We start from the raw sequence: 24,604 nt of genomic DNA, 5'->3' as shown, positions 1-24,604 counted from the left end.
GGCCGAAGGGGCGGGTCACGGAGCCGGACTTTCTAGTGATTCGCCCCGCGCCCGGCGGGTTTCACTGGTCCCGACTCCGTCACACGTCCGCCCACTTCTCCGATCCTTCTCCGGCCCCAGGGCGCCGGAGGACGGGAGGCCCACCTTGCCAGCAGGGAACACCGCTGGGAACGCCGCTGGGAAAGATGCAGGGAACAGCGCCGGGAACGCCACCTCGCCCCCGGCGCCCGCCGAAGCCGCCATTCCGAACGCGTGGGGATTCGGCGACATACCCGACCAGACCGGGCGTCTCGCCCTGGTCACCGGGGCCAACAGCGGACTCGGCCTCGTCGTCGCAGGCGAACTCGCCAGAGCGGGAGCCCGGGTGGTCCTCGCCTGCCGCGACACCGCCAAGGGCGAGGCCGCTGCCGACTCCATCCGCGCCCGGGCCGCCGGCGCCGACCTCGAGGTGCGGCGGCTCGACCTGGCCGACCTGAGCGCGGTACGCGAGTTCGCCGCCGAGTTCGCCGCCGCCCACGACCGGCTCGACACGCTGGTCAACAACGCCGGCATCATGGCGGTGCCGCGCGGCACCACGGCCGACGGCTTCGAGACCCAGTTCGGCGTCAACCACCTCGGCCACTTCGCGCTCACCGGCCTGCTGCTGCCGGTGCTCGAAGCCGCGCCCGAGGCCCGCGTCGTCACGGTGACCAGCACCTTCCACGCCTTCGGCTCGATCGACTTCGGCAACCTGCGCGGCGAGAAGCGCTACTCGCGCAACGGCGCCTACTCCCAGTCGAAGCTGGCCAACCTGCTCTTCGCCGCCGAGCTGCACCGCCGCCTCGCCGCCGTCGGCTCCCCGGCGCGCAGCCTCCCCGCCCACCCGGGCTGGGTCTCCACCAACCTCCAGCCCAACGGCTACGGCCCCCTCATGCGGGTCGTCATGCGGAGCTCGAACCTGCTCTTCGCGGCGCCCGTGCGGTCGGGGGCCAGGTCGATCCTGTGCGCCGCCACCCTGCCCGGGCTGCCGGGCGGCACCTTCGTCGGGCCCCGCAGCCTCGGCGGCTACCGCGGCTCGCCCGGCATCGCCCGTCCCGCCAAGCGCGCCCAGGACACCGAACTGGCGGCCCGGCTGTGGGAGGTCTCCGAGGAGGCCACCGGCGTCCGTTTCGCCTTCGCCAACGACACCCACCGAGCGTGATGCCATGCCGACCAGGAAACCCAAGGCAACCAAGGACACTTCCGCGGCGGACCAGGCCGCCCCGCCGACGCACCCGGCCGAGGCCGACGTCGTCGTCGTGGGCGCCGGCCTCGCCGGCCTGACCGCCGCCACCCACCTGCTGCGCGGCGGCGTCGAGCCGCTGGTGCTGGAGGCCCGCGACCGGGTGGGCGGCCGGACCCTGAACGAACCCCTCGGCGACGGCGCCGTCGTCGAGCACGGCGGGCAGTGGCTGGCCAAGGGCAACGAGCGGATGGGCGAACTCGCCAGGACCCTCGGCGACGGCCTGTTCCGCACCTACACCGAGGGCAAGGGCGTGGTGGAGCTCGGCGGGAGCATCCGCCACCAGCGCGGCACCCTGCCGCCGCTGCGCCCGCTGGCCATGGTGGACGCGGGCATCGGCCTGCTGCGCCTGGACCGGCTGGTGCGTTCCGTCCCGGTCAACGCCCCCTGGCGGGCGCCCCGGGCGGCCGAACTCGACCAGCGGACCTTCGGCGACTGGATGAGCCGCACCCTGCGCACCAAGGAGGCCAGGGCGCTGCTCGAACTCGCGGTCAACAGCGTCTGGGCCACCGACCCGGGACGGGTCAACCTGCTCCAGGCGCTGTTCAACATCGGCAGCACCGGCGGCTTCACCGACCTGATGACCACCAAGCTCCAGGACCGCATCGTCGGCGGCGCCGGCCGGATCGCCCCCGCGCTCGCCGCGGCGCTGGGCGAGCGGGTCGTGCTGAACTGCCCGGTCACCGGCGTCACCCGGCACGCCTCAGGCGTGGAGGTGCACACCGCCGGCGGCACGGTCCGCGCCCGGCGCGTCGTCATCGCCGTCCCGCCGCAGCTTGCGGCCGAGATCGAGTTCACCCCCCGCCTGCCGCGGGAACGCGAACTCGCCCTGGAGAGCCTGCCGATGGGCCGGGCCACCAAGATCTCCGTCGGCTACGAGCGGCCGTTCTGGCGCCTGAACGGGCTCAGCGGCCAGGGCCTGACGACCGAGGGGCCGGTCACCGCGACCTTCGACAACTCCCAGCCGGGCAACGGCGGCCCCGGCATGCTGGTGGCCTTCGTCCCGGGGCGGCGCTCCGACGAGCTGGCCAGGCTCCCGGAGAAGGAGCGCCGCGAGGCCGTCCTCGGCACCCTCGGGCGGCTCTTCGGCCCCGAGGCGGCCAAGCCCACGACCTACCACGAGAAGAACTGGACCGAGGACCCCTGGACCCGCGGCGGGTTCATGGCCGTGCCGGGGCCCGGCGTGGTGTGCGGCCCGCTGCGCACCCTGCGCGACCCGATCGGCCCGGTGCACTGGGCCGGCTCGGAGACCGTGCTGAAGGACTACGGCGGCATGGAGGGCGCCGTGGCCTCGGGCGAGCGGGCCGCGGGCGAGGTGCTGTCCGCCCTGGCCAACGCCGACCCGGAACCCGCGGCCAAGCGGGCGGCAGACGCCGGAAAGGCCGCGGACGCCAAGGAAGACGCCGAGGAAGCAGACGGCTCCCGGGAGCCCGAGGCCGCGGGGGAGGCGCGCCGATGAGCCTCATCTCCACCGAGCGGCAGGGCGCCGTCCTCATCGTCAGGTTCGACAACGAGCCCTTCAACTTCCTCAACGACCGGGTGCTGGTGGAGTACCACCGCGTCCTCGACCGCGTCGAGGCGGACCGCAGCCTGCGGGCCGTGGTGCTCAGCGGCACCCAGCCGGGGATCTTCATCAACCACTTCGACATCGAGGAGCTGATCGCCGGCGCCGAGCGCGGCGGCGTGCAGCTCTCGCCGCGGGCCGCCGCGATCCCGCTGCGCGCCGTGGCCGGCCTCGGCCGCATCCCCGGCATGGGGCGGCTGCTCGACCGCGGGCCCACCGCCGGGCTGCGGGCGCTGCTCCGCTTCCACGACGCGGTCCGCAGGATGCGCGACAGCGACGCCACCTTCGTGGCCGCCATCGACGGCCACTCCTACGGCGGCGGCTTCGAACTCGCCCTCGCCTGCGACGTGCGGATCATCGGCGACGGCCCCTTCTACGTCGGCCTGCTGGAGATCACCCTCGATCTGATCCCGGGCGGGGGCGGCAGCCAGCTGCTCACCCACCTGCTCGGCGCGGGCGACACCGTGGCCGCCCTGCTCGAAGGCCGCCTGTTCACCCCGGCGCAGGCCCACCAGGCCGGCCTCGCGCAGCGCCTGGTCGAGCGGGACGACGTGGTCGCCGAGGCCCTGGAGACCGCGGCGCGGCTCGCCAGGCGCTCGCCCGGCGCGGTCCGCTTCGTCAAGCAGGCCGTCTACCAGGGCGGTTTCGGCAGGACCGGGCGCGGCCTGGCGATGGAGCGCAACCGGTTCATGGGCCTGGCCAGCCGCCGAGCCACCCTCGACGCGCTCCGCGCCTACCTGGCGTTCCTCAAGGAACAGCCGGGCAGCGGCCTGGATCCGGCCGCATTCCTCAGCAAGCGCCTGCCGGAGTGGCAAGGGAGCCACGCGGCGAACTCAACTGGCTTCATCGGCTCTTCGCGTTCTTCGCAACTCCCGGAGGGGGACTGACCGTGCTAGGACACATCGACAGCGAGGGCCGCCGGGTCGCGGTGGTGGGCAGCGGAATCTCCGGCCTCACCGCGGCTCTGCGCCTGGAGCGCGCCGGCTTCGAGGTCGACCTGATCGAGAGCGGCGACGTGCTCGGTGGCCGCATGGGCGCGGCCCACCTGGGCGACCGGCCGGTCATGCTCGGCGGCAAGAACATCGGCCACAAGTACGACGCCTTCCGCGGCTTCCTCGGCGCCCTCGGCTCCTACGAGTGGCAGCCCTTCGGCATCAACGCCTCCATGATGAAGGAAGGCGAGGTGCTGACCCTGGACAGCACCAAGCGCAACCGCTCCATCAACAACATCCGCCGCATGGGCGCCCCCCGCGACCTTGCGAAGCTGCTCAACCTGGTCGCCCACATCCGGCTTGAGGAGTCCAACAAGTTCCTCGGCTCCACGTACTTCAGCAAGCTCGGCAGCCGCCGCGACCACCAGCCGCTGAGCGCCTGGTTCGGCCGCACCCTCACCAACACCCTGCTGCGGCCGATGACGGTCCGGATGAACGGCGCCGAGCCCGACGAGGTCTACCTCGGCAACTTCAACACCAACCTGGCGCTGCTGCTCGACACCTACGACCAGCTGACCCACAGCATCCAGCCCGCCCTGGACGCGATGGCCAACCGCGTCAACGCCCGCCTGCACACCAAGGCGGAGGGGCTGGTCATCAGCGGCGGCAGGGTCACCGGCCTCAAGCTCTCCGAGAAGGGCGGCCCGGCCGAGGAGGAGTCCTACGACGGCGTCGTGATCGCCACCCCGGCCTACGCCACCGCCGAGATCGTCGCCTCCGAGCTGCCCGGCCTCGGCAAGCGGCTGAAGGACGCCAGGTACTTCCCCTCCAGCGTCGTGGTCGTGGAGTACGACCGGCCGGTGTTCACGCCCGAGGTGCGGGCCCTGGCCATGCACGACGGCGGCCCGTGCAGCAACGCCGGCTCGTACGGCATGGAGGACCGGCACATCGTCAGGTACACCTTCAGCGGCCGCAACGGCCGCACCGGCAAGGACGGCCAGTCGCTGACCACCGCGCCGGAGCAGCTGGAGGAGTGGGTCGGCGAGGCGGAGGAGCGGCTCACCCGCTACCTCAGCGCGAGCCGCGCCAAGCGGGTCAACTCCGTCAGCCGCGCCTGGGACGCCGCGTACTGCGCCTACTCGCCCTTCCACAGCGAGTTCCTCACCGAGGTGCGGGCGGCCGTGGCCTCCGTGCCCGGCCTTGAGCTCTCCGGCGACTACCTGTGGGGCGTGTCGCTTGAGGCCTGCGCCCGCTCCGGCAACGAGGCAGGCGCCAAGCTGTCCCACTACCTCACGGGCACCAGCCCGGTGCGCGCATGAGCCGGCGCTCCCGCCTGACGGGCGGCCCCGGCTGGGCCGTGGTGACCGGCGCCTCCTCGGGAATCGGGGCGGCGCTGGCCGCCGGCCTGGCGCGGCGCGGCTACCGGCTGTGGCTGGTGGCCAGGCGCAAGGACCGGCTTGAGGAGCTGGCCGAGCGGCTGCGGACCGAGCACGGCACCGAGGTCGCGGTGCGCGCCTGCGACCTCGCGGACCGGGCGGAACGCGCGGAGCTGTGCCGGGAGCTGGAGACGCTGGACGTCTCGGTGCTGTGCAGCAACGCCGGGTTCACGACCTGTGGTTCGCTCGCGGAGTGCGACCCGGCCCGGGAGGCGGCCGAGGTGGAGCTCAACGCCGTGGCCCTGCACCAGCTGGTGCTCACCGTGCTGCCCGGGATGCTGGCCAAGCGCGCCGGCTCCCTCGTCATCACGGGCTCCACGGCCGGGCTCCAGCCGGTGCCCACCGCGGCCACGTACTCCGCGACGAAGGCCTTCGCCAACACCTTCGCCGAGGCGCTCAGCGGCGAGCTGCGGGGCACCGGCGTGACCTGCACCCTGCTCGCGCCGGGGCCGGTGAAGACGGAGTTCATGACCGTCGGCGGCGCGGCCGACCTGGAGGAGCGCCGCTGGTTCGCCTGGCAGACGCCGGAGACGGTGGCCGAGGTGGCGCTGCGGGAGGCCGACCGGGGCAGCCGGGTGGCGATCCCGGGCTTCATGGCCAAGGTCCAGGCGCTCTCCGGGCGGCACCTGCCGCACGGCTTCGCGTTCCTGCTGATGCGGTGGGTGATCCTGCCGCGGATGCGGGCGGGCACGAACATCCACTGAGCCGTCGTTAAGTCACCGCCGGGGGCCGCCCGGCGGTGACCCGGCGAAGCCCCGCGGACGGGGATGTCGCGGCGGAACGGAACGGCGGGAACAGCGAGAACAGCGGGAACAGCCACAACAGCCACAACAGTCAAAACGGGGCCCGGCCGGTCGAAGTGACCGGCCGGGCCCCGTCGTTGTTGTCGTTGTCGCCGTGGCGGTCAGGCGGCGCGGGTGCCCTCGAAGGGGCCGCGCAGCTCCTCGGTGACCTGCCACAGCCAGGCCGCGGCTGCGGCGTCCCTGGCCGCGGCGGAGGGCTGGGAGGGCGTGAAGCGGTCCCAGTAGCCGCCGCTCGGCAGCCCCTCCTCGACCGCGAGCCGCACCACGGGCCGCGCCCCCTTGGTGGCCGAGGTGGCGATCGCCATGAACAGCATCACCTGGGCCTTGGGGAACGACCTGCCCAGGCTGGTCCTGACCACGCCGGGGTGCAGCGCGAGCACGGTCAGCTCCGGGTACCGGCTGCTCAGTTCGAGGGAAAATAGCAGATTGGCCAGCTTAGATTTGCCATAGGCGCGGAAGGGCTCGTAGCCCCCCTCGCCGCGCAGGTCCGACACGTCGATGCCGTGCGCGTTCCGGTGTACCTCGGAGTTGACGTTCACCACGCGCCCCGCGCCGTTCCGCAACAGCGGGAGCAGGCGGCTGGTCAGCGAGAAGGGAGCGAGATGGTTCACCGCCACGTTGAGCTCGAACCCCTCCTCGCTGAGCCGGAGCTTCGGGGTCATCATGCCCGCGCAGTTGACCAGCACGTCGACGCGGTCGGTCAGCTCGCCCACGCGCCCGGAGATCTCCTCGATGCCCTTGGCGGTGGCGAGGTCGCCGAGCACCAGGGCGTGACCGGCCTCGGGGACGGAGCGGCGCAGGTCGGCCTCGACCCGCTCCCCGCGCTCCCGGTCCCGGCCGATCAGGATGACCCGGTGGCCGAGGGCGGCGAGTTGCCGCACGGCCTGCCGGCCTATGCCGGCGGTGCCGCCGGTGAGGACGATCGTCTTCGGGGGTGCCGCGCTCGCGGTGGCCGGCTCGGCGGGATCGTGCGCGTCGGCCATCACGGCCTCCTTCCGGGCCCGTCAGCCCTTGGCGGCGACGATGTCGTCCATGGCGCGCTCGGCGAGCGCGGCGATGAGCAGCGAGGGGTTGGCGCCACCGGCGTTCCCGGGGACCAGCGAACTGTCCACAGCGTACAGGCCGTCATATCCGCTGACGCGCCCGTACAGGTCGGTCGCCTTGCCGATCGGGCAGCCGCCCAGCGGGTGGGCGGTGCCGCCCATCGGGGAGAGCACCGGGGAGGGGCCTGCCAGGCCCTTCTCCATCAGCAGCTGGACGAAGCCGTTGGCCGCCGCCTCGGAGGGGGCGTTCTTCTCCGGGCCCCAGTCGCGCATCGCCACCTTGCCGGTGGCGCGGTCGTAGGTCCAGGTGCCGCGGTTGTCCATGTCGACGGCGACGCTCAGCTGGTTCATGTAGGGGGTGCCGTTGAAGGCCATGGAGTACCAGTTCTCCACCCGGATCGGCATCCCGAAGCCCTCTTCGAGGAAGGCGGTGGAGGCGCAGGGGGCGGCCTGCGTGAGGCCCGTGGGGCCGGCGAAGGTGCGGTAGACGAAGGCGTCGCCGTTGCTTCCCCAGCAGGTCCCGACGTGCTCGTTGAGGTCGGGAAGGGCACCGGAGTCGCGGGCGGCGACCAGCAGCCGGGTGGTGTTCACCGAGCCGGCGGCCAGGAAGAGCATCTCGCAGACCAGCTCCCTGGTGCCGAGCACGGTGCCGTCGGCGGCCAGCCGGCGCACGCGGACCGCGTAGCCGCGGCCGTGCGGCCCGCGCTCGATGGAGGTCACCTCGGTGAGGGGGCTGATCCTGACGTTGCCGGTGGCCATGGCGGCCGGCAGGTAGTTCTGCGTCAGGTCGTTCTTGGCGCCGTTGCTGTTGCCGAAGGAGGACTCGCCGATGACCGCGGAGGGGCGCAGCCGGCCGGCCAGCTCGCCCCTGACCTTGGACCAGTTGAACGTGGTGGCCACGGGCTTGGTGGGGAAGCCGGCCGCCGCGCACTGCTCGTCGAAGGCGCGGGAGTGGGTGAAGGGGTCGGTCCGGTAGATGTCCTCGGGCATCGCCGAGGCGGACAGCATGTGCCGCACCCGCGGGAAGTAGACGCGGTTCATCTCGTCGTAGGGGATGCCGGCGGGGAACAGCGCCTCGTAGTAGCGGCGGGTGGGCGCCACCGTGACGCCCGCGTAGACCACGGAGCCGCCGCCGACGCAGGCCGCGGCGGCGATCTGCACGCCGCCCGCCTGCACCACCTCGATGATGCCGGGCACCCGGTTGATCAGCGTGGGGGACATGGTCAGCCAGACGGCGAAGTCGTTGTTCCAGAACATGTCGTCCCGCAGGCGCAGCTCGCTGCCGAAGACGGCCTCTTCCGCGTCGTAGGACCAGGCCCTGCCGCGTTCGAGGACGAGGGTCTGCACGCCGGCCTCGCCCAGCCGGAGCGCCGCGATGGAACCCCCGAAGCCGGAACCGATGACGATGGCCTGATGTTCTTCCGGAATTTCGGCTATGTCGCCGTCAGGACCGAGGCGAAGCACGCCTCCGTTAATCGTCCCCGTCACGGTAGGGCTCCCTTCCCGATAAGCGGTCGCACGCGACGGCGCCCGGAACAAGAACACACCATTCGGGGTGCCAAGGGCAAGCAAAAAACTGAATGATCATGGACACGAGCCGCGCTATCCAGTGACTTAAAGGGCTCCGATAACGGGGGTGTAACAAACGTGGACCTTATCGCCGAGAGCCTTTCGGATCGGCTCGCGGTCGGTCTCCTGACCCGTGTATACCCACCACATCTGGTGGAGCACGCGGTGCGCGAGAGTGGCCGCGCGGGGCAGCGCAACCGGCTGCTGCCACCGGGGAAGACCGTCTACTTCGTGCTGGCGATGTGCCTCTTCTCCGGGGCGCCGTACGAGCAGGTCGCGGGGGTGCTCTCGGACGGCCTGGCCTGGGTGGAGCCCAACCTGCTCAACTTCGCGGCGGGCCGGCCGGGGCAGATACCGAGCACCGCGGCGATCTCCAGGGCCAGGCGGCGCCTTGGCTCCGACCCGCTGAAGGCGCTGTTCCGCACGGTGACGAGCGAGCAGGAGGCCCTCTACAGCGCCCAGGGCACGCGGTACGGCCGCTGGTGGCTGAAGTCGCTCGACGGGGGCACCACCGCCGTCTCGCCCAGCAAGGAGAACCTGGAGTGGTTCGGGTACGCGCCGGGGGGCGCGCCCGGCCACGTGCGGGTCTCCGCGCTGGCGCAGTGCGGCACCGGGCTGCTGCGGGACGTGGAGGTCAGGGCCGACCTCGGGGGCGAGCCGCCGGCCTCCCCGGCGATGCTGGCGAAGACGGGCCCCGGTGACTTAGTGCTGGCGGACGGCCCCTACGCCTCGGCCGAGGCGTGGGCCACGGCGAGCGCCACCGGCGCGCAGCTGCTGTGGGGGCGGCCGGCCGACGCCAGGCTGCTGCCGCTGCGCAGGCTGGCCGACGGCTCGATGCTGCACGTCTTCGAGCCGCCGCGGGGCGAGGCCACGACGGTCCGGCTGCTCGACGGGCCGCCCGGCGGGGGGCAGCTGATGACGACGCTGCTCGACCCGCACGTGGCGCCCGCCCCCGACCTGCGGTCCGTCCACGCGAGCAGGTGGCGCTTCGGGGTCGCCCTGGAGGAGTTGCGCACCCAGCGCCCCGGGCCCTCGATGGACCTGCGCTCGCGCTCGCCCGAGATGGTGGAACAGGAGGTGTGGGGACACGTTCTGGTGTACTGCGCGATTCGCAGCGTCATGAACTGGAAGCACAGCGTGCTCTGACCGTGCCCCGGGCGGTGCCCGGGCGCGCGTGGACGGTGCCTGGTGCTCTCCGGTGCTCTCCGGTGCTCTTGGGCGTTGCCGGGCGCTCCCTGGTGTTCTCTGGTGTTGTCCGGTCGTTTTCCCGCATGTTCCCTGTCGTCTCTTGTGCTTCCACGGGGGGGAGCACAAGAGACGACACGCCCTTTTCATCTCCGCTAAAGTCACCGCAATTTTCGGCGGCGCTATGTCACCAGCGCCTCCACGATGCTTCTGCAATCTTTTCACCAAAAGATTGACCCACGACGGGCCCGGCGCCTAGCGTACTGACCCGAATAAGGTGGGGATTCTGCGCTGCCTGGCAATGTCGCCGCAGCGTGTCCGCTGCCGCCACGTAGAACGTGCCGTCGGTTTTTACGCGCAACAGGGGAGCGCGAAATTGGAACTGCAACTGAAGTCTCCAACGATCTCTGACCTGCTCTCCCTGCACGCCGGGGAGCGGGGAGACAAAACCGCCTATACGTTTCTGGAGAGCGGCAGCGACCAGCCGGTCTCGCTCAGCTACCGGGAACTCGACCTGCAGGCCAGGGCGGTCGCGGCGCGCCTGCAGCGCTCGCTTCGCCGCGGGGACCGGGCGCTGATCCTCACCACGGACAACAGGCACTTCATCCGGGCCTTCCTGGCCTGCCAGCACGCCGGCGTCATCGCCGTCCCGCTGGCGCCGCCGTGGCCGCTGCGCTCCGAGCGCAGGGTGCACACGCTGCGCGCCGTCGCCAAGGACAGCGGCGCCCGCGCCGTGCTGACCGGCGGCGGCGCCGACCTGCGCACGCCGCTGGCCGGGATCGCGCCCGAGCTGGACCGGCTGGAGTGGATCCACGTCGACGAGGTCGAGGCCGGCGAGGCCGGCGCCTACGAGAAGGCGCCCGTCATCCCGGACGACCTGGCGTTCATCCAGTACACCTCGGGCTCCACCTCCACGCCGAAGGGGGTGACGGTCAGCCACCGCTCGCTGCTGCTGAACGAGGACAACTTCTCGCGCTGCATGGGCCTGACGGAGGAGGACACCCTCATCTCCTGGCTGCCCCTGTTCCACGACCTGGGGCTCATCGGCAAGGTCCTGCAAAACCTGTACCTGGGCGCGCACCTGGTGCTCATGCCCAACCTGGACTTCGTGCAGCGGCCGGTGCGCTGGCTGCGGGCCATCACCGAGTACAAGGGCACCGTCTCCGGCGCCCCGAACTTCGCCTACGACATGTGCGTGCGCCGCATCCCGCCGCAGCAGCGGGCCGAGTTCGACCTCAGCAGCTGGAAGCTGGCCTTCAGCGGCGCCGAGCCGGTGCGGCCGGCGACGCTCGACGCCTTCTCCGAGGCGTTCGCGCCCTGCGGCTTCCAGCGCAAGGCGCTCTACCCGGCCTACGGCCTGGCCGAGGCGACCCTGATCGCCACCGGCTCGGTCCGCGACGAGGGCCCCTCGATCCTCGAGGTCGACCTGGAGGCCATGCGCAAGGGCGAGCTGGTGCCTGGCGGCGACCACAAGCTGGTCGGCGTCGGCAAGGCCAGGTACGGGCGCGGGGTGCTCATCGTGGACACCGAGACCACCGAGCCGCTGCCCGAGGGGCGCATCGGCGAGGTCTGGCTCACCGGCCCCGACATCGCCACCGGCTACTGGCAGCGCCCCGAGGAGACGGAGCGCACCTTCCACGCCCGCCCCGCGGGCGACCACGACTTCGACGAGCCCTACCTGCGCACCGGCGACCTCGGCGTGCTGTACCAGGGCGAGCTCTACATCACCGGGCGCGCCAAGGACCTGATCATCGTCGGCGGGCGCAACCACGACCCGCAGGAGATCGAGCTCACCGTCTACGACGTGCACCCCTGGCTGCGCCGCGACTGCTGCGCCGCGTTCTCCGTGGACCGCGACGGCCGCGAACAGGTCGTCGTCGTCGCCGAGTTCGTGTGGCCAGAGGACGCCGCCAAGTCCGGCAAGCCGGGCGACCCGCCGCCCTCCCTCACCGGCGTCAAGCGGCTGATCAAGGCCGCGGTCAGCGAGGAGCACGGCATCCAGGTCGACGACATCCAGCTGGTGCTGCCCGGCTCGGTGCCCAAGACGTCCAGCGGCAAGATCCAGCGCAGCGCCTGCCGCGCGGCCTACGAGAACGGTGCCCTCCAGCTCGCCGCCGACCCCTCGGCCCGCGCCCTGGAAGGTGCCCGCTGATGGCGGGACGCGAGCGCAGGGAGGAGATCGCGGACTGGCTCGCGGCCCGCGTCGCCGAGCTGCTCGGCCTGCCGGAGGAGGAGGTGCCGACGGGCGAGCTGTTCACCTCGCTCGGCCTCAGCTCCCTCCAGGCGCTGGAACTCTCCGACGACCTGCAGCAGTTCGCCGCCGTCGAGCTGCCCCCGACGATCCTCTACGACTACCCGACCATCGACGACATCGCCGCCGAGGTCGCGCGGCGATCCGGAGGCGGTGACGCCGGGGAGGCCGCCCGGGGCGAAGGGGCCGGCCCGGCCCCTGCCACGACCGAGAGCAGCACCCACCCGGCTCCGGCGGCGGAGGCCGCCGGGGCCGCGGCCGTCGCGGGGGAGGCGCCGGCCGCGGATCGCGAGGGGCGAGTGCCGATCGCCATCGTGGGCATCGGCTGCCGCCTGCCGGGCGGGGTGTTCGGCCCGGACGGCTTCTGGCGCCTGCTGACCGAGGGCCGCGACGCCATCACCGAGGTCCCCGCCAACCGCTGGGACGCCGAGGCGTTCTACGACCCCGACTACACCACCCCCGACCGGATGAACACCAAGTGGGGCGGCTTCCTCGACGACGTCGAGGGCTTCGACGCCGAGTTCTTCGGCATCTCGGCCCGCGAGGCCGCCCGCGTCGACCCCCAGCAGCGGCTCGCCCTCGAGGTCGCCTGGGAGGCCATCGAGGACGCCGGCCTCGCCGCCGAGCACCTGGCCGGCACCCGCACCGGCGTGTTCATGGGCGTGTCCACCTTCGACCACGCCACCGCGGTCTTCGGCTCCCCCGAGGACGTCCAGCCCTACGACGGCACCGGCGGCGCGCTCAGCATCGTCGCCAACCGGCTCTCCTACAACTTCAACCTGCGCGGCCCCAGCATCTCGGTGGACACCGCCTGCTCCTCCTCGCTGGTGGCCACCCACCTCGCCGCCCAGGCGCTGCGCGCCGGCGAGGCCGACATCGCCCTGGCCGGCGGGGTCAACGTCATCACCAGCCCCAGGATCGCCCTCAGCTTCAGCCAGGGCGGCCTCACCGCGCCCGACGGCCGCTGCAAGGCGTTCGACCACCGGGCCGACGGGTACGTCCGCAGCGAGGGCGTCGGCGTCGTCGTGCTGAAGCCGCTGGCGCGGGCGGTGGCCGACGGCGACCGGATCTACGCCGTGCTGCTCGGCGGCGCCGTCAACCAGGACGGCAGGACCAACGGGCTCACCGCGCCCAACGGCCAGGCCCAGGAGGACGTGCTGCGCGCGGCCTGCGAGGCGGCCGGGGTCGACCCGGCCGAGGTCGACTACGTCGAGGCGCACGGCACCGGCACGGCCGTCGGCGACCCCATCGAGATCAACGCCCTCAACTCCGTGCACGGGCAGGGCCGTCCGGCCGCACGCCCGCTGCTCGTCGGCTCCGCCAAGTCCAACCTGGGGCACCTGGAGGCCGCCGCGGGGGTCACCGGCCTCATCAAGGCGGCCCTCGCCCTGCACCACCGGCGCATCCCGCCGAGCATCCACTTCGAGAAGCCGAACCCGCTGCTCGGCCTCGACCGGATACCCATCGGCGTGGTCGCGGCCGAGGAGCCCTGGCCGCGGCGCGGCGACGGCACGCCCCCCGCGCTCGCCGGCGTCAGCTCCTTCGGCTTCGGCGGCACCAACGCGCACCTCGTCCTCACCGCCGCGCCCGAACCGGGCGGCGAGAGCGGCACGCACGGCGAGGCCGGGACGTTCGGCGAGGCCGGCGAGGGCGCCGCGCGCCACCCGGGCACGCTGCTGCCGGTCGGCGGGGCCCCGGTGCCGCGGCTGGTGCCGCTGTCGGCGAAGACCGCCGAGGCGCTGCGCCGCCGCGCCACCGCCTGGGCCGGGCTCGCCGCCGCCCCCCGCGCCGCCGGGGAGGCGAACGGGGCCGCGCGGCCGGACGACTGGGTCGGCCGGGCCGCTGCCGCCGCCGCGCTGCGCCAGACCCACGCCCCGCACCGGGCCGCCGTCGTGGCCGCCGACCCCGCAGAACTCGCCGCCGCGATGGCCGCCATCGGCCGCGGCGAGCACGACCCCGCCACCGCGGGGCCGCGCGCCGTGGGCCGCCGCGCCCCGCGCGTCGCCATGGTCTTCTCAGGACAGGGCTCCCAGTGGGACGGGATGGGGCGCGAACTCGCCGCCGCCCTGCCCGCGTTCCGCGAGGCCGTCCTGGAGGCCGACGCGGCCGTGGCCACGCACCTGGGCCGCTCCCTGTGGAGCGACGAGGAGGGCCTGGTCGCCGGCGGCATCGACACCGTGCAGCCCGCGCTCTTCCTCATGCAGGTGGGCCTCGCCGCCGCCTGGCGCGCCTGGGGCGTCGTCCCGGACGCCGTCGTCGGGCACAGCATGGGCGAGGTCGCCGCCGCCTGCGTCTCCGGCGCCCTGTCCGTGGCGGACGCGGCGGCCGTCATCTGCGAACGCAGCAGGCTGCTGACCTCCCTCACCGGCGCCGGCGGCCTCGCGCTGCTCGAACTGCCGGCGGACGAGGCCCGCGCCCTCATCGCGGGACGCGAGCACGAGGTCTCCGTGGCCGCCGTCAACGGGCCGCGCGCCACGGTGCTCTCCGGCACCGAGGAGGCCCTCGACGACATCCTCGCCACCCTGCCGGAACGCGGCGTCTTCGCCCGCAGGATCGCCGAGGCGGTCGCCGGGCACAGCCCGCAGGTCGAGCCGCTGCGCCCCCGGCTGCGGGAGGCCCTGACCGGGATCGCGCCGCGGCCCGCGGCCACCCGCCTGTACTCCACGGTCACCGGGGAACCCGTCGAGGGCACCGCTCTCGACCCCGAGTACTGGTCGCGCAACATGCGCGAGCCCGTGCTCTTCGGCCCGGTCGTGCGGCGGCTGCTCGCCGACGGCTACGACGCCTTCGTCGAGATCTCCCCGCACCCCGTGCTGGCCCGCCCGATCGCCGACTACCTCGACGAGACCGGCGCGGCCGACGCCATGGTGGTCTCCTCCATGCGCCGCGGCGAGGACTCCGTGCGCACCCTGCTCGGCGCGCTCGGCACCCTCTACACCGCCGGCCTCGACGTCGACTGGTCCGCGCTCCACCCGGGCACCCCCCGGCACGTGGACCTGCCGGGGCACGGCTGGCGGCACCGCCGCTTCCCCATCGCCAGGCCCGCGGCGCCCAAGGCCGCCGCCCCGGCCGGGCGGCCCGCCGCCACCGGCGGCGACAGCCTGCTCGGGCGGCGCATCCCGGTCGGCGTCGAACCCCAACTCAAGCTGTGGGACCTGCCGTTCGGCCTGGACACCCACCCGGAGATCGCCGACCACGTCGCCGAGGACCTGGCCATCGTGCCCGGCGCCTACTGGCTGACCGCCGCCGCCCAGGCCGCGGCCGGGCTCGCCGGCGGCACCGCCGCGGTGCTCTCCGACGTCACCATCGACGCGCCCTACCTGGTCGGCGACGACGCCGCCACCGACGCCACCGCGGCCCCCGAGGCGCTGCAACTCGGCGTCCGGCCCTCGCCCGAGGGCGCGCGCCGCTTCACCGTCACCTCGGTGACCCGCGACGGGCGCCCCACCGTCCACGCCACCGGCGTGCTCGGCGACGCCCCCGAGGCGCCGCGCGAGGCCGCGGATCAGGCCGCGCGCCGCGTCGCCGAACTCACCCGCGACCCCGCGGAGAACTCCGCGGGCGCGCCGGACGTCGTCCGCGTCGCCGCCGCCGACTACTACCCCCGCCTGGAGGGGGCGGGGCTGCGCTACGGGCCGCGCTTCCGCGGCATCGCCGCGCTGTGGACCGTGGCAGGCGAGGCCGTGGCGCGGCTGCGGCTGCCGGACGACCTCGACCCGGCGCTGCCCGGGCTGCACCCGGCGCTGCTCGACGCCTGCTTCCAGTCCGTCGCCGCCTGCGCCCCCGGCGCCCTCGACGACGGCGCGCTCCCGCTCCCGGTCGGCGCCGACCGGGTGTGGAGCCGCGTCGGCGGCGCCCGGCTGCACGAGGGCTGGTGCCACGTCCGCCTGGTGCGCGCCGAACCCGACCTGGTGGTGGCCGACCTCACCGTCCTCGACGAGGACGGGGAACCGCGCTGGCACGCCGCGGGGTTCCGGGCCAGGATCACCGCGGGCCGCAGGCCCCCGCAGGCCGGCCGGCTCTACGACGTCCACTGGCAGCAGGCGCCCGCCCCCCAGGCCGCCGCCGGCCCCGGCGGCTGGCTGATCCTCACCGGCCCGGAAGGGCCCAAGGGCCTTGGCGCCGCCCTCGCCGCCCGCCTCACCAGGGCCGGGGACCGCTGCCTGACCGGGGAGGACCTCGACGGGCTCCTCGCCCAGGCGGACGCGGCCGACTGGGCGCCCACCGGCGTCCTCGACGCCCGCCTGCCCGCCGGGCCGCAGGCCGACGTGCCCGCCGCCCTGCGCCGGCGCACCGCCGAGGCCCTCGCCCTGATCAACGCCGTGGCCGAGCGCGACTGGCGGGCCGCCACCCCCCGGGTGTGGCTGCTGACCGCGGGCGCCCAGCCCGACGCGGCGCCGGGCGGCGCCCCCACCGACGCCACCCTGTGGGGCCTGGGCAGGACCTTCGCCAACGAGCGTTCCGCGCCCGGCGCCACCGTCCTCGACCTGGACCTGCCGCCGGGCGCAGGGGACGCCGCGGTCGCGGGCCTCGACCTCGACCCGGTCGTCGCCCTGCTGCGCTCCGCCGAGCCGCCCACCCAGGCGGCCGTGCGCGGCGCAGGGCACCGCGTCCCGGTGCTGCGCCCGCTGGCCAGGGCCGCGGGGCAGGAGGCGGGCTGCACGATCCGCCCCGACCGCACCTACCTGGTCACCGGCGGCCTCGGCGCCCTCGGCCTGCGCACCGCGCGCTGGCTTGCCGAGTCGGGCGCAGGGCACCTGCTGCTGCTCGGCCGCACCGCGCCCTCCCCCGAGGCGGAGGCCGAACTGGCCGCGCTGCGGGCGGCGGGCGCCGGCCTCCGCGTCGCCCTTGCCGACGCCGCGGACCCGGCGGCGCTGCGCGCCGCGCTGCGGGCCGAGGCGGGCGAGCCGCCGCTCGGCGGGGTGTTCCACCTCGCGGGCGTGCTGGAGGACGCCCTGTTCGCCGACCTCGACGAGGCCGCCCTGGGCCGCGCCCTGGACGGCAAGGCCGCCGGCGCCTGGAACCTGCACGAGCTGACCCGCGACCAGCCCGTCGAGGCGTTCGTGCTGTTCTCCTCGCTGGCCGGGCTGCTCGGCTCGCCAGGGCAGGGCGCGTACGCCGCGGCCAACTGCTTCCTCGACGCCCTCGCCCACCACCGCGCCGCCCTCGGCCTCCCGGCCCAGAGCATCGCGTGGGGCACCTGGGCGGGCACCGGCCTCGCCGTGGAGGTGGGCGCGGTGGAACGGCTCGCCGCCCGCGGCATGCCGGCCCTCGCCCCCGACACCGCGGTGGCGCTGCTCGACGAGGCCGTCCGCAGCGGCAGGCCGCACCTGGCGGCCGGCGCCTTCGACCCGGTGGAGCTGGGCCGCACCCTCGCCTGGCCCGCCGCCAGGGAATTGCTCGCCCGCGTCATCGGCTCCGCCGCCGCCGAGGGCGGCGCGGCGCGGCGCGGCGCCGTGCGCGAGGCGGTGCTGGCCGCCACGGGTCCCGAGCAGCGCCGCGACCTGCTGGGCCGCTACCTCGTGGAGCAGGTCGCGCAGGTCCTGGGCGCCGCGCCGGGCGGCGTGCCGGCCGACGTGCCGTTCCAGAGCCTCGGCTTCGACTCGCTGATGGCGATCGAGCTGCGCGGGCGCCTCGAAGTCGCCCTCGACACCAGGCTCTCGGCGACCCTCGTCTACGCCCACCCCACCGCCGACGCCCTCACCGACGCGCTGCTCGCCAGGATCGCCCCCCAGGCCGAGGGCCCCGCCCCGGCCGCTCAGCAGGCGGCGGCCCCGGCGGCCGAGGCGCCGGGGGAACTCCCCGACGACCTGTCCGACCTCGACGACGACGAGGTGGCGAGCCTGCTCGCCGCCGAACTCGACGCCCTCGGCGAGACCGGGGCGTTCGACCAGCCCGACCCATCCGGCCGGCCAGGCGAGATGGAGGACAAGCGATGACGCCACCCACCGCCACCAAGGATCAGCGGCAGCTCCTGGAGCAGGCACTGCGCCAACTGCGCGGCGTCCGGGCCCAGCTGGCCGCGAGCGAACGCGCCAAGCACGAGCCGATCGCCGTGATCGGCGCCGCCGTCCGGGCCCCGGGCGGCGTGAGCGACCCCGACTCGCTGTGGCAGCTGCTCGCCACGGGGACCGACGCCGTCGGCCCCGAGGCGGGCGGCCCCGAGGGACACCGCCCGGGCGAGCCGCGCCCGGGCCGCTACGCCGGCCTGCTGTCCGAGGTGGACGGCTTCGACGCGGGCTTCTTCGGCATCTCGGCCGACGAGGCCGACCACCTCGACCCCCAGCAGCGGCTCGTGCTCGAAGCCGCCTGGGAGGCCGCGGAGGACGCGGGCCTGCCCGTCGAGCGCCTCAGGGAGCGCGACACCGGCGTCTTCCTCGGTGTCTACAACCACGACTACCTCGGCCTGCAACTCTCGGGGCAGGCCGACATCACCACCTACACCGCGCCGGGCGGCGCCAACAGCATGGCCGCCAACCGGCTCTCCTACCTGCTCGACCTGCACGGCCCGAGCGTGGCCGTGGACACCGCCTGCTCCTCCTCCCTGGTGGCCCTGCACCTGGCCTGCCGCGCGCTGCGCCAGGGCGACTGCGACTACGCCCTGGTCGGCGGCGTCAACGTGATCCTCTCCGAGGCCACCACCCAGGCCACGGGCAAGGTGCTGCCGATCGCCCCGGGCGGCAGGTGCCGCACCTTCGACGCCGAGGCCGACGGCATCGTCCGCGCCGAGGGCTGCGGCGTGCTGCTGCTGGAGCGCGCCTCCGACGCGGACCGGCACGGCCGGCACGTCCGCGCCCTCATCCGCGGCACCGCCGTCAACCACAACGGCCGCACCAACGGCCTCACCGCGCCCAGCCCCCCGGCCCAGACCAGGCTGCTGCGCCGGGCCCTCGCCGACGCCGCCGCCGACCCGGCCGACGTGCTGTACGTGGAGGCGCACGGCACCGGCACCAGGCTCGGCGACCCGATCGAGGCCGAGGCGCTGCGCGAGGTCTACGGCGCGGGCGAGGAGCCCTGCGCCGTCGGCTCGGTGAAGACCAACTTCGGGCACCAGGAGGCGGCGGCCGGCATCATCGGCCTGCTCAAGGCGATGCTGGTGCTCCAGATGGGGCAGGTCCCGCCCAACGTCCACTTCACCAGGCTCAACCCGGAGATCGACCTCCAGGGCACCCGGCTGACCGTGCCCACCAAGCTGACCGACCTGCCCGCCGCGAGCCGGCGGCTGGCCGCGGTCAGCGCCATGGGCTTCGGCGGCGCCAACGCGCACGTCGTGCTGGAGGCCGCGCCCCCCACCCCCCGCGCCGAGGCCGGGCCGGGGCGGGCGGACGCGCGGGAGGGCGGCACGCCGCTGCTGCTGCCGCTGTCCGCCCGCTCCACCGGGGCGCTGGCCGCGCTCGCCGCCGGGTACGCGGACCGGCTCGCGCACCTGGGCCCCGCCGAGGCCGCCGAGTTCTGCGCCGCCGCCGCCAGGGGCCGTACCCACCACGCCTACCGGCTGTGCCCCGGCGCGGCGGACGCGGCCGGGCTCGTCGCCCAACTGCGCGCCGCCCGCACCGAGTTCACCCGCCCCAGCCCGGCCGCCCGGCGGGTCGCTTTCGTCTTCTCCGGCCAGGGCACCCAGTGGGAGGGCATGGGGCGCGAACTGCTCGCCACGCAACCCGTGGTGCGCGCCGAGGTCGAGAAGTGCGACGAGGTCATCCGCGAGCGCGTCGGCTGGTCGGTCCTGGACCAGCTCACCGCGCCGCCCGGGGAGAGCCGGCTGCACGAGACCGAGGTCGCCCAGCTGTCGATGGCCGCGCTCCAGTGGGGACTCGCCGAGCTGTGGCGCTCCTGGGGCGTGGAACCCTACGCGGTGGCCGGGCACAGCATGGGCGAGATCGTCGCCGCCCGCGCCGCCGGCATCCTCGGCCGCGAGGAGGCCGTCGACCTGCTGATCGCCCGCGCCCGCCTCACCGAGGAGGGCGCCCGCGGCGGCGCCATGGCCTCCCTCACCCTGCCCCTGGCCGAGGTGGAGCCGCTGCTCGCCGAGGCAGGCGGCCGCATCGGCATCGGCGCCGTCAACGGCCCACGCTCCACGGTGGTCTCCGGCGACCCCGAGGCCGTGGCCCGGGTGGAGGCCGCCGCAGCCGCGCTCGGCGCCAAGACCAAGCGGCTGTCCGTCGGCTACGCCTTCCACTCGCCGCTGCTCGACGGCGCCGACGCCGCGCTGGCCGCCGAGGTGGCCTCGCTGACGCCGCGGCGCGGCACCACCCAGCTGTACTCGACGGTCACCGGGGACCGGGTGGAACCCGCCGACCTGACCCCCGCCCACTGGGGCCGCAACCTGCGCGGCACCGTGCGGTTCCGCGACGCGGTGGCCGCGCTTGCCAGGGACGGGGTCGGCGTGTTCGTCGAGGTCGGGCCGCACCCGGCCCTGCTGCGCGACCTGGGCGCCACCCTGGAGGAGCGGGCCGAAGAGGGCGGCACGGCCGGCGCCGGCCACCTGGCGACCGGCAGCCTGCGCCGCGACCGGCCCGCCACCGAGGCCCTGCACGAGTCCCTCGCCGACCTGTACTGCGCCGGGCTCCGCCTGGACTGGGACGCGATCTGGCCGGCCCCGCGCCGCCAGGTCGCCCTGCCCACCTACCCCTGGCAGCGCCGCAGGCACTGGCTGCGGATGCGGCCCGCCGCCGAACTCGCCACCGCCCAGGGATCGTTCACCGCGGCGCCGGCGGAGAGCGGCACGGCAGCCGAGGCGGCGGGGGCCGCGCTCTCCGGCGCCGAGATCGAGGCGGCGGTCACCGACTTCATCCGCGATCAGCTCGCCGTGGCCCTGGAACGCGAGGAGCCCGTCCCGGTGGACGGCCGCCTCGACGCCCTCGGCCTCACCTCGCTGCTGATCGTCGAGCTCAAGAACCGGATCGAGCGGGAGTTCGGCACTCAGGTGCCGCTGCGGCCCTTCCTCGAAGGCGGCAGCCCGGCCAGCCTCGCCCGGCTCGTCGCCCAGGCGCTGCACGACGGCGCCCCCGCGGCGGGCGGACAGTGACGGGGAAACGACGAACAGTGACGCGCGGCGACGGGCAGCGACGGGCAGTGACGGCGGTCAGGGTCTCCTGACTCGCACGCAAGGAACCGAAGGGAGCAGTCGTGGGGGAGCAATTCGACGTGGTGGTGGTGGGCGCGCGGGTCGCGGGCTCGCCGCTCGCCGCCCTGCTGGCGCGCCGGGGGGTGAAGGTCGCCGTCCTCGAGCAGGCCACCCACCTGCGCCCGGTGCTGTCCTCGCACCTCATCCAGTCCGACGCCCTGGCCTTCCTCGACCGGCTCGGCGTCATCGACAAGGTGCGCGCCACGGGGGCGCCGTTCCTGACCCACACGGACAACACGCTGGAGGACCTCCGCTTCATCGAGGAGTTCCCCCTCACCCCGGGCTCGGTCGGCGGCGCGGCCAACATCCGCCGCCGCACCCTCGACCCGATCGTCATGTCGGCGGCCGTCGACGCCGGGGCCCAGGTGCGGCTCGGCACCAAGGTCACCGACCTGCTGTGGGACCACAAGGGCCGCGTCTCCGGGGTGCGGGCCACCCGCAACGGCATCACCTACGACATCTCCGCCCGCCTCGTGGTCGGCGCCGACGGCAGGGGCTCGACCGTCGCCAAGCGCGTCGGGTCCCGCAAGTACAACATCACCACCAACGAACGCGGCTACTACTGGACCTACTTCGAGGGCGCCGACCTCTCCGGCACCCCCACCTTCGTGCTGCACCGCGTCGGCGACCGGCACATCTTCGGCGCCCCCTCCGACAACGGCCTGTACATCGTGGGCGTCTCGCCCGAGGCCCACGAGAAGGAGGCGTTCCGGGCGGACACCGAGGGCATGCTGATGAAGCACGCCGAGAGCTGCGAGCCCATCGCCAAGCGCATCGCGGGCGCCAGGATCGCCACCAAGATCTACGGCATCATCCACTTCAACGGCTACTTCGCCGAGCCCGCGGGACCCGGCTGGGTGCTGGTCGGCGACGCCGGCCACTTCAAGGACCCCTCGGTCGGCCGCGGCATAGGCGACGCCTTCCACCAGGCCGACGAGCTCGCCCCGCGGCTGGTCAAGGCGCTGCGCGGCACGGACGCCGACGTGGACCGGGCCACCGCCAAGTTCGGCCGCTGGCGCGACCGCACCTTCGCCCAGTTCTACTGGCTGGCCGCCGACGTCGGCCGGGTCGGGCCGCTGCCCGGCGTCGTCGTCGACGTCGTCAAGCGGCTCCACGAGAAGGGCCGGATCGACACCTTCCTCAAGCTCTACAACCACGAGGCCGACCTCACCGACCTGGTCACCCCCGGCAATCTGCTGGGCGTGACGGGTCGCCACCTGCTGCCCCCCGCGAGGGGTCGGGGGGCCTTCTTCGCCGAGCTCGGATCGACGCTGCGCACCCAGGCCGTCCGCGTCTGGCGCAACCGCAGGCCGGTCTACGGCTCGCTGACCACGGAGGGCCGGCTGTCGTGAGTGCCGAGAACCGGGCGCCCGCGGGCGCCGCTCCCGAGCTGAGCTTCGAGCAGACCGTGCCGAAGTCCATCGCGCACCGCTGGGCGGTCAGCGAGGTCTTCGTCACCGACTCCGCCCAGGTCGCCGACAACGAATTCCTCCTCGCCTGGCAGCTGCCCCGCGCCCACCTGCTGTGGGCGGACCGCCGCACCCGCCACCACGACCCCTTCGCCAGCGCCGAGGCCGCCAGGCAGGGCACGTTCGTCGTGCTGCACCGGCACCTCGGCGTGCAGGTGGGGGTGCCGTTCAGCCTCCAGCGCTTCGAGTTCCAGGTCTCCGACATCGAGCCCTACCTCGACGACCGGCACCGCCCGCTCCAGGGCCTCCTGCGGTACCGCATCACCGAACGCGACGAGCGCGCCGGCCAGTTGAACAACATGACGCTGGCCGGCGAGCTGGAGATCGCCGGGCGCACCGTCATGAGCATCGGCGGCGACATCGTCTTCATGTCCCGCGACGACTACGAGGCGCTGCGCGCCTTCCAGCGCGCCAACAAGCCGATCACCCCCGGCGCGCCCCCGCCCCCGACGGCCGAGCCGATCGACCCGGAGCTGGTGGGCCGCTTCAACCCGCGCAACGTCGCCGTCGGCCGGCCCGCCGCCGGCGAGGAGGACTACCCGGTGGTCGTGGACCGCACCCACCCCTCCTTCTTCGACCACGACTACGACCACGTGCCGGGACCCTTCACCGTGGAGGGCTTCCGGCAGATGGCCATCATGACCGCGCACCGCTCCGGCGTGCTGAAGTCCTCCGACGCGGTGCTCACCGGGCTGCTGACCTCCTTCACGGACTTCGGCGAGTTCGAGGCGCCCCTCTTCTTCCGCGCCGACGAGCCGGAGCAGGCGCCGGGCGGCCGGGTCGCGGTGCGGGTGGGCCTGCACCAGTTCGGCAAGGAGATCGCGATGGGCCGGATCGAACTGGCCGGGAGCTGAGGCCCATGCTGGACATCGCCGCCGACCTGCGGCCCTGGCTCGCCGACGGCCGTGATTTCGCCGTGGCCACGGTCGTCGCGACGCACGGCTCGGCGCCCCGCCCCCCGGGCGCGGCGCTGGCCGTCGACGCGGGCGGCTCCGCCCTCGGCAGCATCTCGGGCGGGTGCGTCGAGGGCGCGGTCTACGACCTGTGCCTGGAGGCCATCGAGTCCGGCCGCAGCCTGCGGCACGGCTTCGGCTACAGCGACGCCGACGCCTTCGAGGTCGGCCTGACCTGCGGCGGCGTGATCGACGTCCTCATCACGCCGGTCACCGAGGACAACCGAGAGGTGCTCGCCGAGGCCCTGCACGCCGCGGGCGGGACCCGGCCGCTCGCCCTGGCCAGGGTGGCAGGCGGCCCACCGGAACTCCTCGGGCGGCCTCTGCTGGTGCGGGCCGACGGCACGACGGTCGGCCGCCTCGGCGGCCCGGCCCGGCTGGAACGCGAGGTGGCCGACTCGGCCGGGGCACTGCTCGCGGCCGGGCTCACCGGCACCGTGCAGACCGCGGGCGTCACCCTGTTCGTGGAGTCGAGCCTGCCCCCGCCGCGGATGATCGTCTTCGGCGCGGTGGACTTCGCGGCGGCCCTGGTGCGGGCCGGCAAGTTCCTCGGCTACCACGTGACGGTCTGCGACGCCCGGCCGGTGTTCGCCACCGCGGAACGCTTCCCCGAGGCGGACGAGGTGGTCGTGGACTGGCCGCACCGCTACCTGGAGAGCACCGAGACCGACGCCCGCACGGTGCTCGGAGTCCTCACCCACGACCCGAAGTTCGACGTGCCGCTCCTCGAACTCGCCCTGCGCCTGCCGGTCGCGTACGTCGGCGCCATGGGCTCGCGCCGCACCCACGAGGACCGCGTGGAGCGGCTGCGGGAGGCGGGCCTCACGGCGGAGGAACTCTCCCGGCTGCGCTCCCCGATCGGCCTGGACCTCGGGGCACGCTCCCCGGCCGAGACGGCGATCTCCATCGCGGCCGAGATCGTCGCCCTGCGCCGCGGCGGCACCGGCCTCCCCCTCAGCGAGGCCCCCGTCCCCATCCACCGCTCCTGAAACCCCCGGGCGCACGGCCCCTCGG

The 24,604-nt window shown here is 74.5% G+C and carries 14 protein-coding genes; 12 read left to right on the top strand and 2 right to left on the bottom strand.

All coding sequences use genetic code 11. The annotated features are described in order from the left end of the window. The first annotated feature begins 241 nt into the window (after positions 1 to 241). The 5 genes from D7294_RS21270 to D7294_RS21250 are packed head-to-tail and all read left to right on the top strand — an operon-like array spanning position 242 to position 5,897. A complete protein-coding gene (locus D7294_RS21270; protein WP_120682274.1) occupies positions 242 to 1,180 on the top strand; it encodes an oxidoreductase in 939 nt (312 codons plus the stop codon). A 4-nt stretch (positions 1,181 to 1,184) separates the two neighbouring features. Beyond that, positions 1,185 to 2,720 carry a flavin monoamine oxidase family protein gene (locus tag D7294_RS21265; RefSeq protein ID WP_120682178.1) on the top strand — a complete coding sequence of 512 codons (1,536 nt, stop codon included), beginning with the start codon at positions 1,185 to 1,187 and terminating at the stop codon, positions 2,718 to 2,720. Beyond that, on the top strand, positions 2,717 to 3,712 hold the full coding sequence (locus tag D7294_RS21260) for an enoyl-CoA hydratase/isomerase family protein (protein WP_120682176.1): 996 nt from the start codon (positions 2,717 to 2,719) through the stop codon (positions 3,710 to 3,712). The genes D7294_RS21265 and D7294_RS21260 overlap by 4 nt, the downstream gene beginning before the upstream one ends. Before the next feature lie 2 nt (positions 3,713 to 3,714). After that, entirely contained in the window at positions 3,715 to 5,076 is a 1,362-nt protein-coding gene (locus tag D7294_RS21255) for a protoporphyrinogen/coproporphyrinogen oxidase (protein ID WP_158674674.1), read from the top strand. Further along, complete coding sequence (locus D7294_RS21250) at positions 5,073 to 5,897, top strand: SDR family NAD(P)-dependent oxidoreductase (protein ID WP_120682172.1); 825 nt, start codon at positions 5,073 to 5,075, stop codon at positions 5,895 to 5,897. The genes D7294_RS21255 and D7294_RS21250 overlap by 4 nt, the downstream gene beginning before the upstream one ends. A gap of 200 nt (positions 5,898 to 6,097) precedes the next feature. Here the strand turns inward: D7294_RS21250 and D7294_RS21245 are convergent, their stop codons facing one another. Both D7294_RS21245 and D7294_RS21240 read right to left on the bottom strand, forming a co-directional pair. Beyond that, complete coding sequence (locus D7294_RS21245; RefSeq protein ID WP_120682170.1) at positions 6,098 to 6,979, bottom strand: SDR family NAD(P)-dependent oxidoreductase; 882 nt, start codon at positions 6,977 to 6,979, stop codon at positions 6,098 to 6,100. A 21-nt stretch (positions 6,980 to 7,000) separates the two neighbouring features. Then, positions 7,001 to 8,527 (bottom strand): GMC oxidoreductase, encoded by a 1,527-nt coding sequence (locus D7294_RS21240; protein ID WP_147450884.1) that lies wholly within the window; start codon positions 8,525 to 8,527, stop codon positions 7,001 to 7,003. 159 nt (positions 8,528 to 8,686) lie between these two features. Between D7294_RS21240 and D7294_RS21235 the strand changes: the two genes are divergently transcribed. The 7 genes from D7294_RS21235 to D7294_RS21205 all read left to right on the top strand — a co-directional run bounded on the left by D7294_RS21235 (position 8,687) and on the right by D7294_RS21205 (position 24,579). After that, positions 8,687 to 9,754 (top strand): transposase domain-containing protein, encoded by a 1,068-nt coding sequence (locus D7294_RS21235; RefSeq protein ID WP_120682166.1) that lies wholly within the window; start codon positions 8,687 to 8,689, stop codon positions 9,752 to 9,754. 415 nt (positions 9,755 to 10,169) lie between these two features. Then, entirely contained in the window at positions 10,170 to 11,945 is a 1,776-nt protein-coding gene (locus D7294_RS21230) for a fatty acyl-AMP ligase (protein WP_158674672.1), read from the top strand. Further along, on the top strand, positions 11,945 to 17,983 hold the full coding sequence (locus tag D7294_RS21225) for a type I polyketide synthase (RefSeq protein WP_120682162.1): 6,039 nt from the start codon (positions 11,945 to 11,947) through the stop codon (positions 17,981 to 17,983). Before D7294_RS21230 ends, D7294_RS21225 begins: the two co-directional genes overlap by 1 nt. After that, entirely contained in the window at positions 17,980 to 21,069 is a 3,090-nt protein-coding gene (locus tag D7294_RS21220) for a type I polyketide synthase (RefSeq protein ID WP_120682160.1), read from the top strand. The genes D7294_RS21225 and D7294_RS21220 overlap by 4 nt, the downstream gene beginning before the upstream one ends. Positions 21,070 to 21,170: 101 nt before the next feature. Then, on the top strand, positions 21,171 to 22,520 hold the full coding sequence (locus tag D7294_RS21215) for an NAD(P)/FAD-dependent oxidoreductase (RefSeq protein ID WP_120682158.1): 1,350 nt from the start codon (positions 21,171 to 21,173) through the stop codon (positions 22,518 to 22,520). After that, entirely contained in the window at positions 22,517 to 23,491 is a 975-nt protein-coding gene (locus tag D7294_RS32050; protein ID WP_158674671.1) for an AfsA-related hotdog domain-containing protein, read from the top strand. Before D7294_RS21215 ends, D7294_RS32050 begins: the two co-directional genes overlap by 4 nt. Before the next feature lie 5 nt (positions 23,492 to 23,496). Beyond that, positions 23,497 to 24,579: an XdhC family protein gene (locus D7294_RS21205; RefSeq protein ID WP_120682156.1), complete on the top strand. Its 1,083-nt coding sequence runs from the start codon at positions 23,497 to 23,499 to the stop codon at positions 24,577 to 24,579. Positions 24,580 to 24,604 lie beyond the last annotated feature (25 nt).

Origin of the sequence: Streptomyces hoynatensis, assembly GCF_003626535.1 — a bacterium.
Lineage (GTDB): Bacteria > Actinomycetota > Actinomycetes > Streptomycetales > Streptomycetaceae > Streptomyces > Streptomyces hoynatensis.
The sequence above is the reverse complement of the archived record's forward strand: the minus strand, read 5'-3'. Positions and strand labels throughout refer to the sequence as shown.

Excerpts from the sequence above, each read along its gene's own strand:
- D7294_RS21265 (WP_120682178.1), top strand. The coding sequence starts at position 1,185 with ATGCCGACCAGGAAACCCAAGGCAACCAAGGACACTTCCGCGGCGGAC.
- D7294_RS21260 (WP_120682176.1), top strand. The coding sequence starts at position 2,717 with ATGAGCCTCATCTCCACCGAGCGGCAGGGCGCCGTCCTCATCGTCAGG.
- D7294_RS21250 (WP_120682172.1), top strand. The coding sequence starts at position 5,073 with ATGAGCCGGCGCTCCCGCCTGACGGGCGGCCCCGGCTGGGCCGTGGTG.
- D7294_RS21245 (WP_120682170.1), bottom strand. The coding sequence starts at position 6,979 with ATGGCCGACGCGCACGATCCCGCCGAGCCGGCCACCGCGAGCGCGGCA.
- D7294_RS21225 (WP_120682162.1), top strand. The coding sequence starts at position 11,945 with ATGGCGGGACGCGAGCGCAGGGAGGAGATCGCGGACTGGCTCGCGGCC.
- D7294_RS21220 (WP_120682160.1), top strand. The coding sequence starts at position 17,980 with ATGACGCCACCCACCGCCACCAAGGATCAGCGGCAGCTCCTGGAGCAG.
- D7294_RS21205 (WP_120682156.1), top strand. The coding sequence starts at position 23,497 with ATGCTGGACATCGCCGCCGACCTGCGGCCCTGGCTCGCCGACGGCCGT.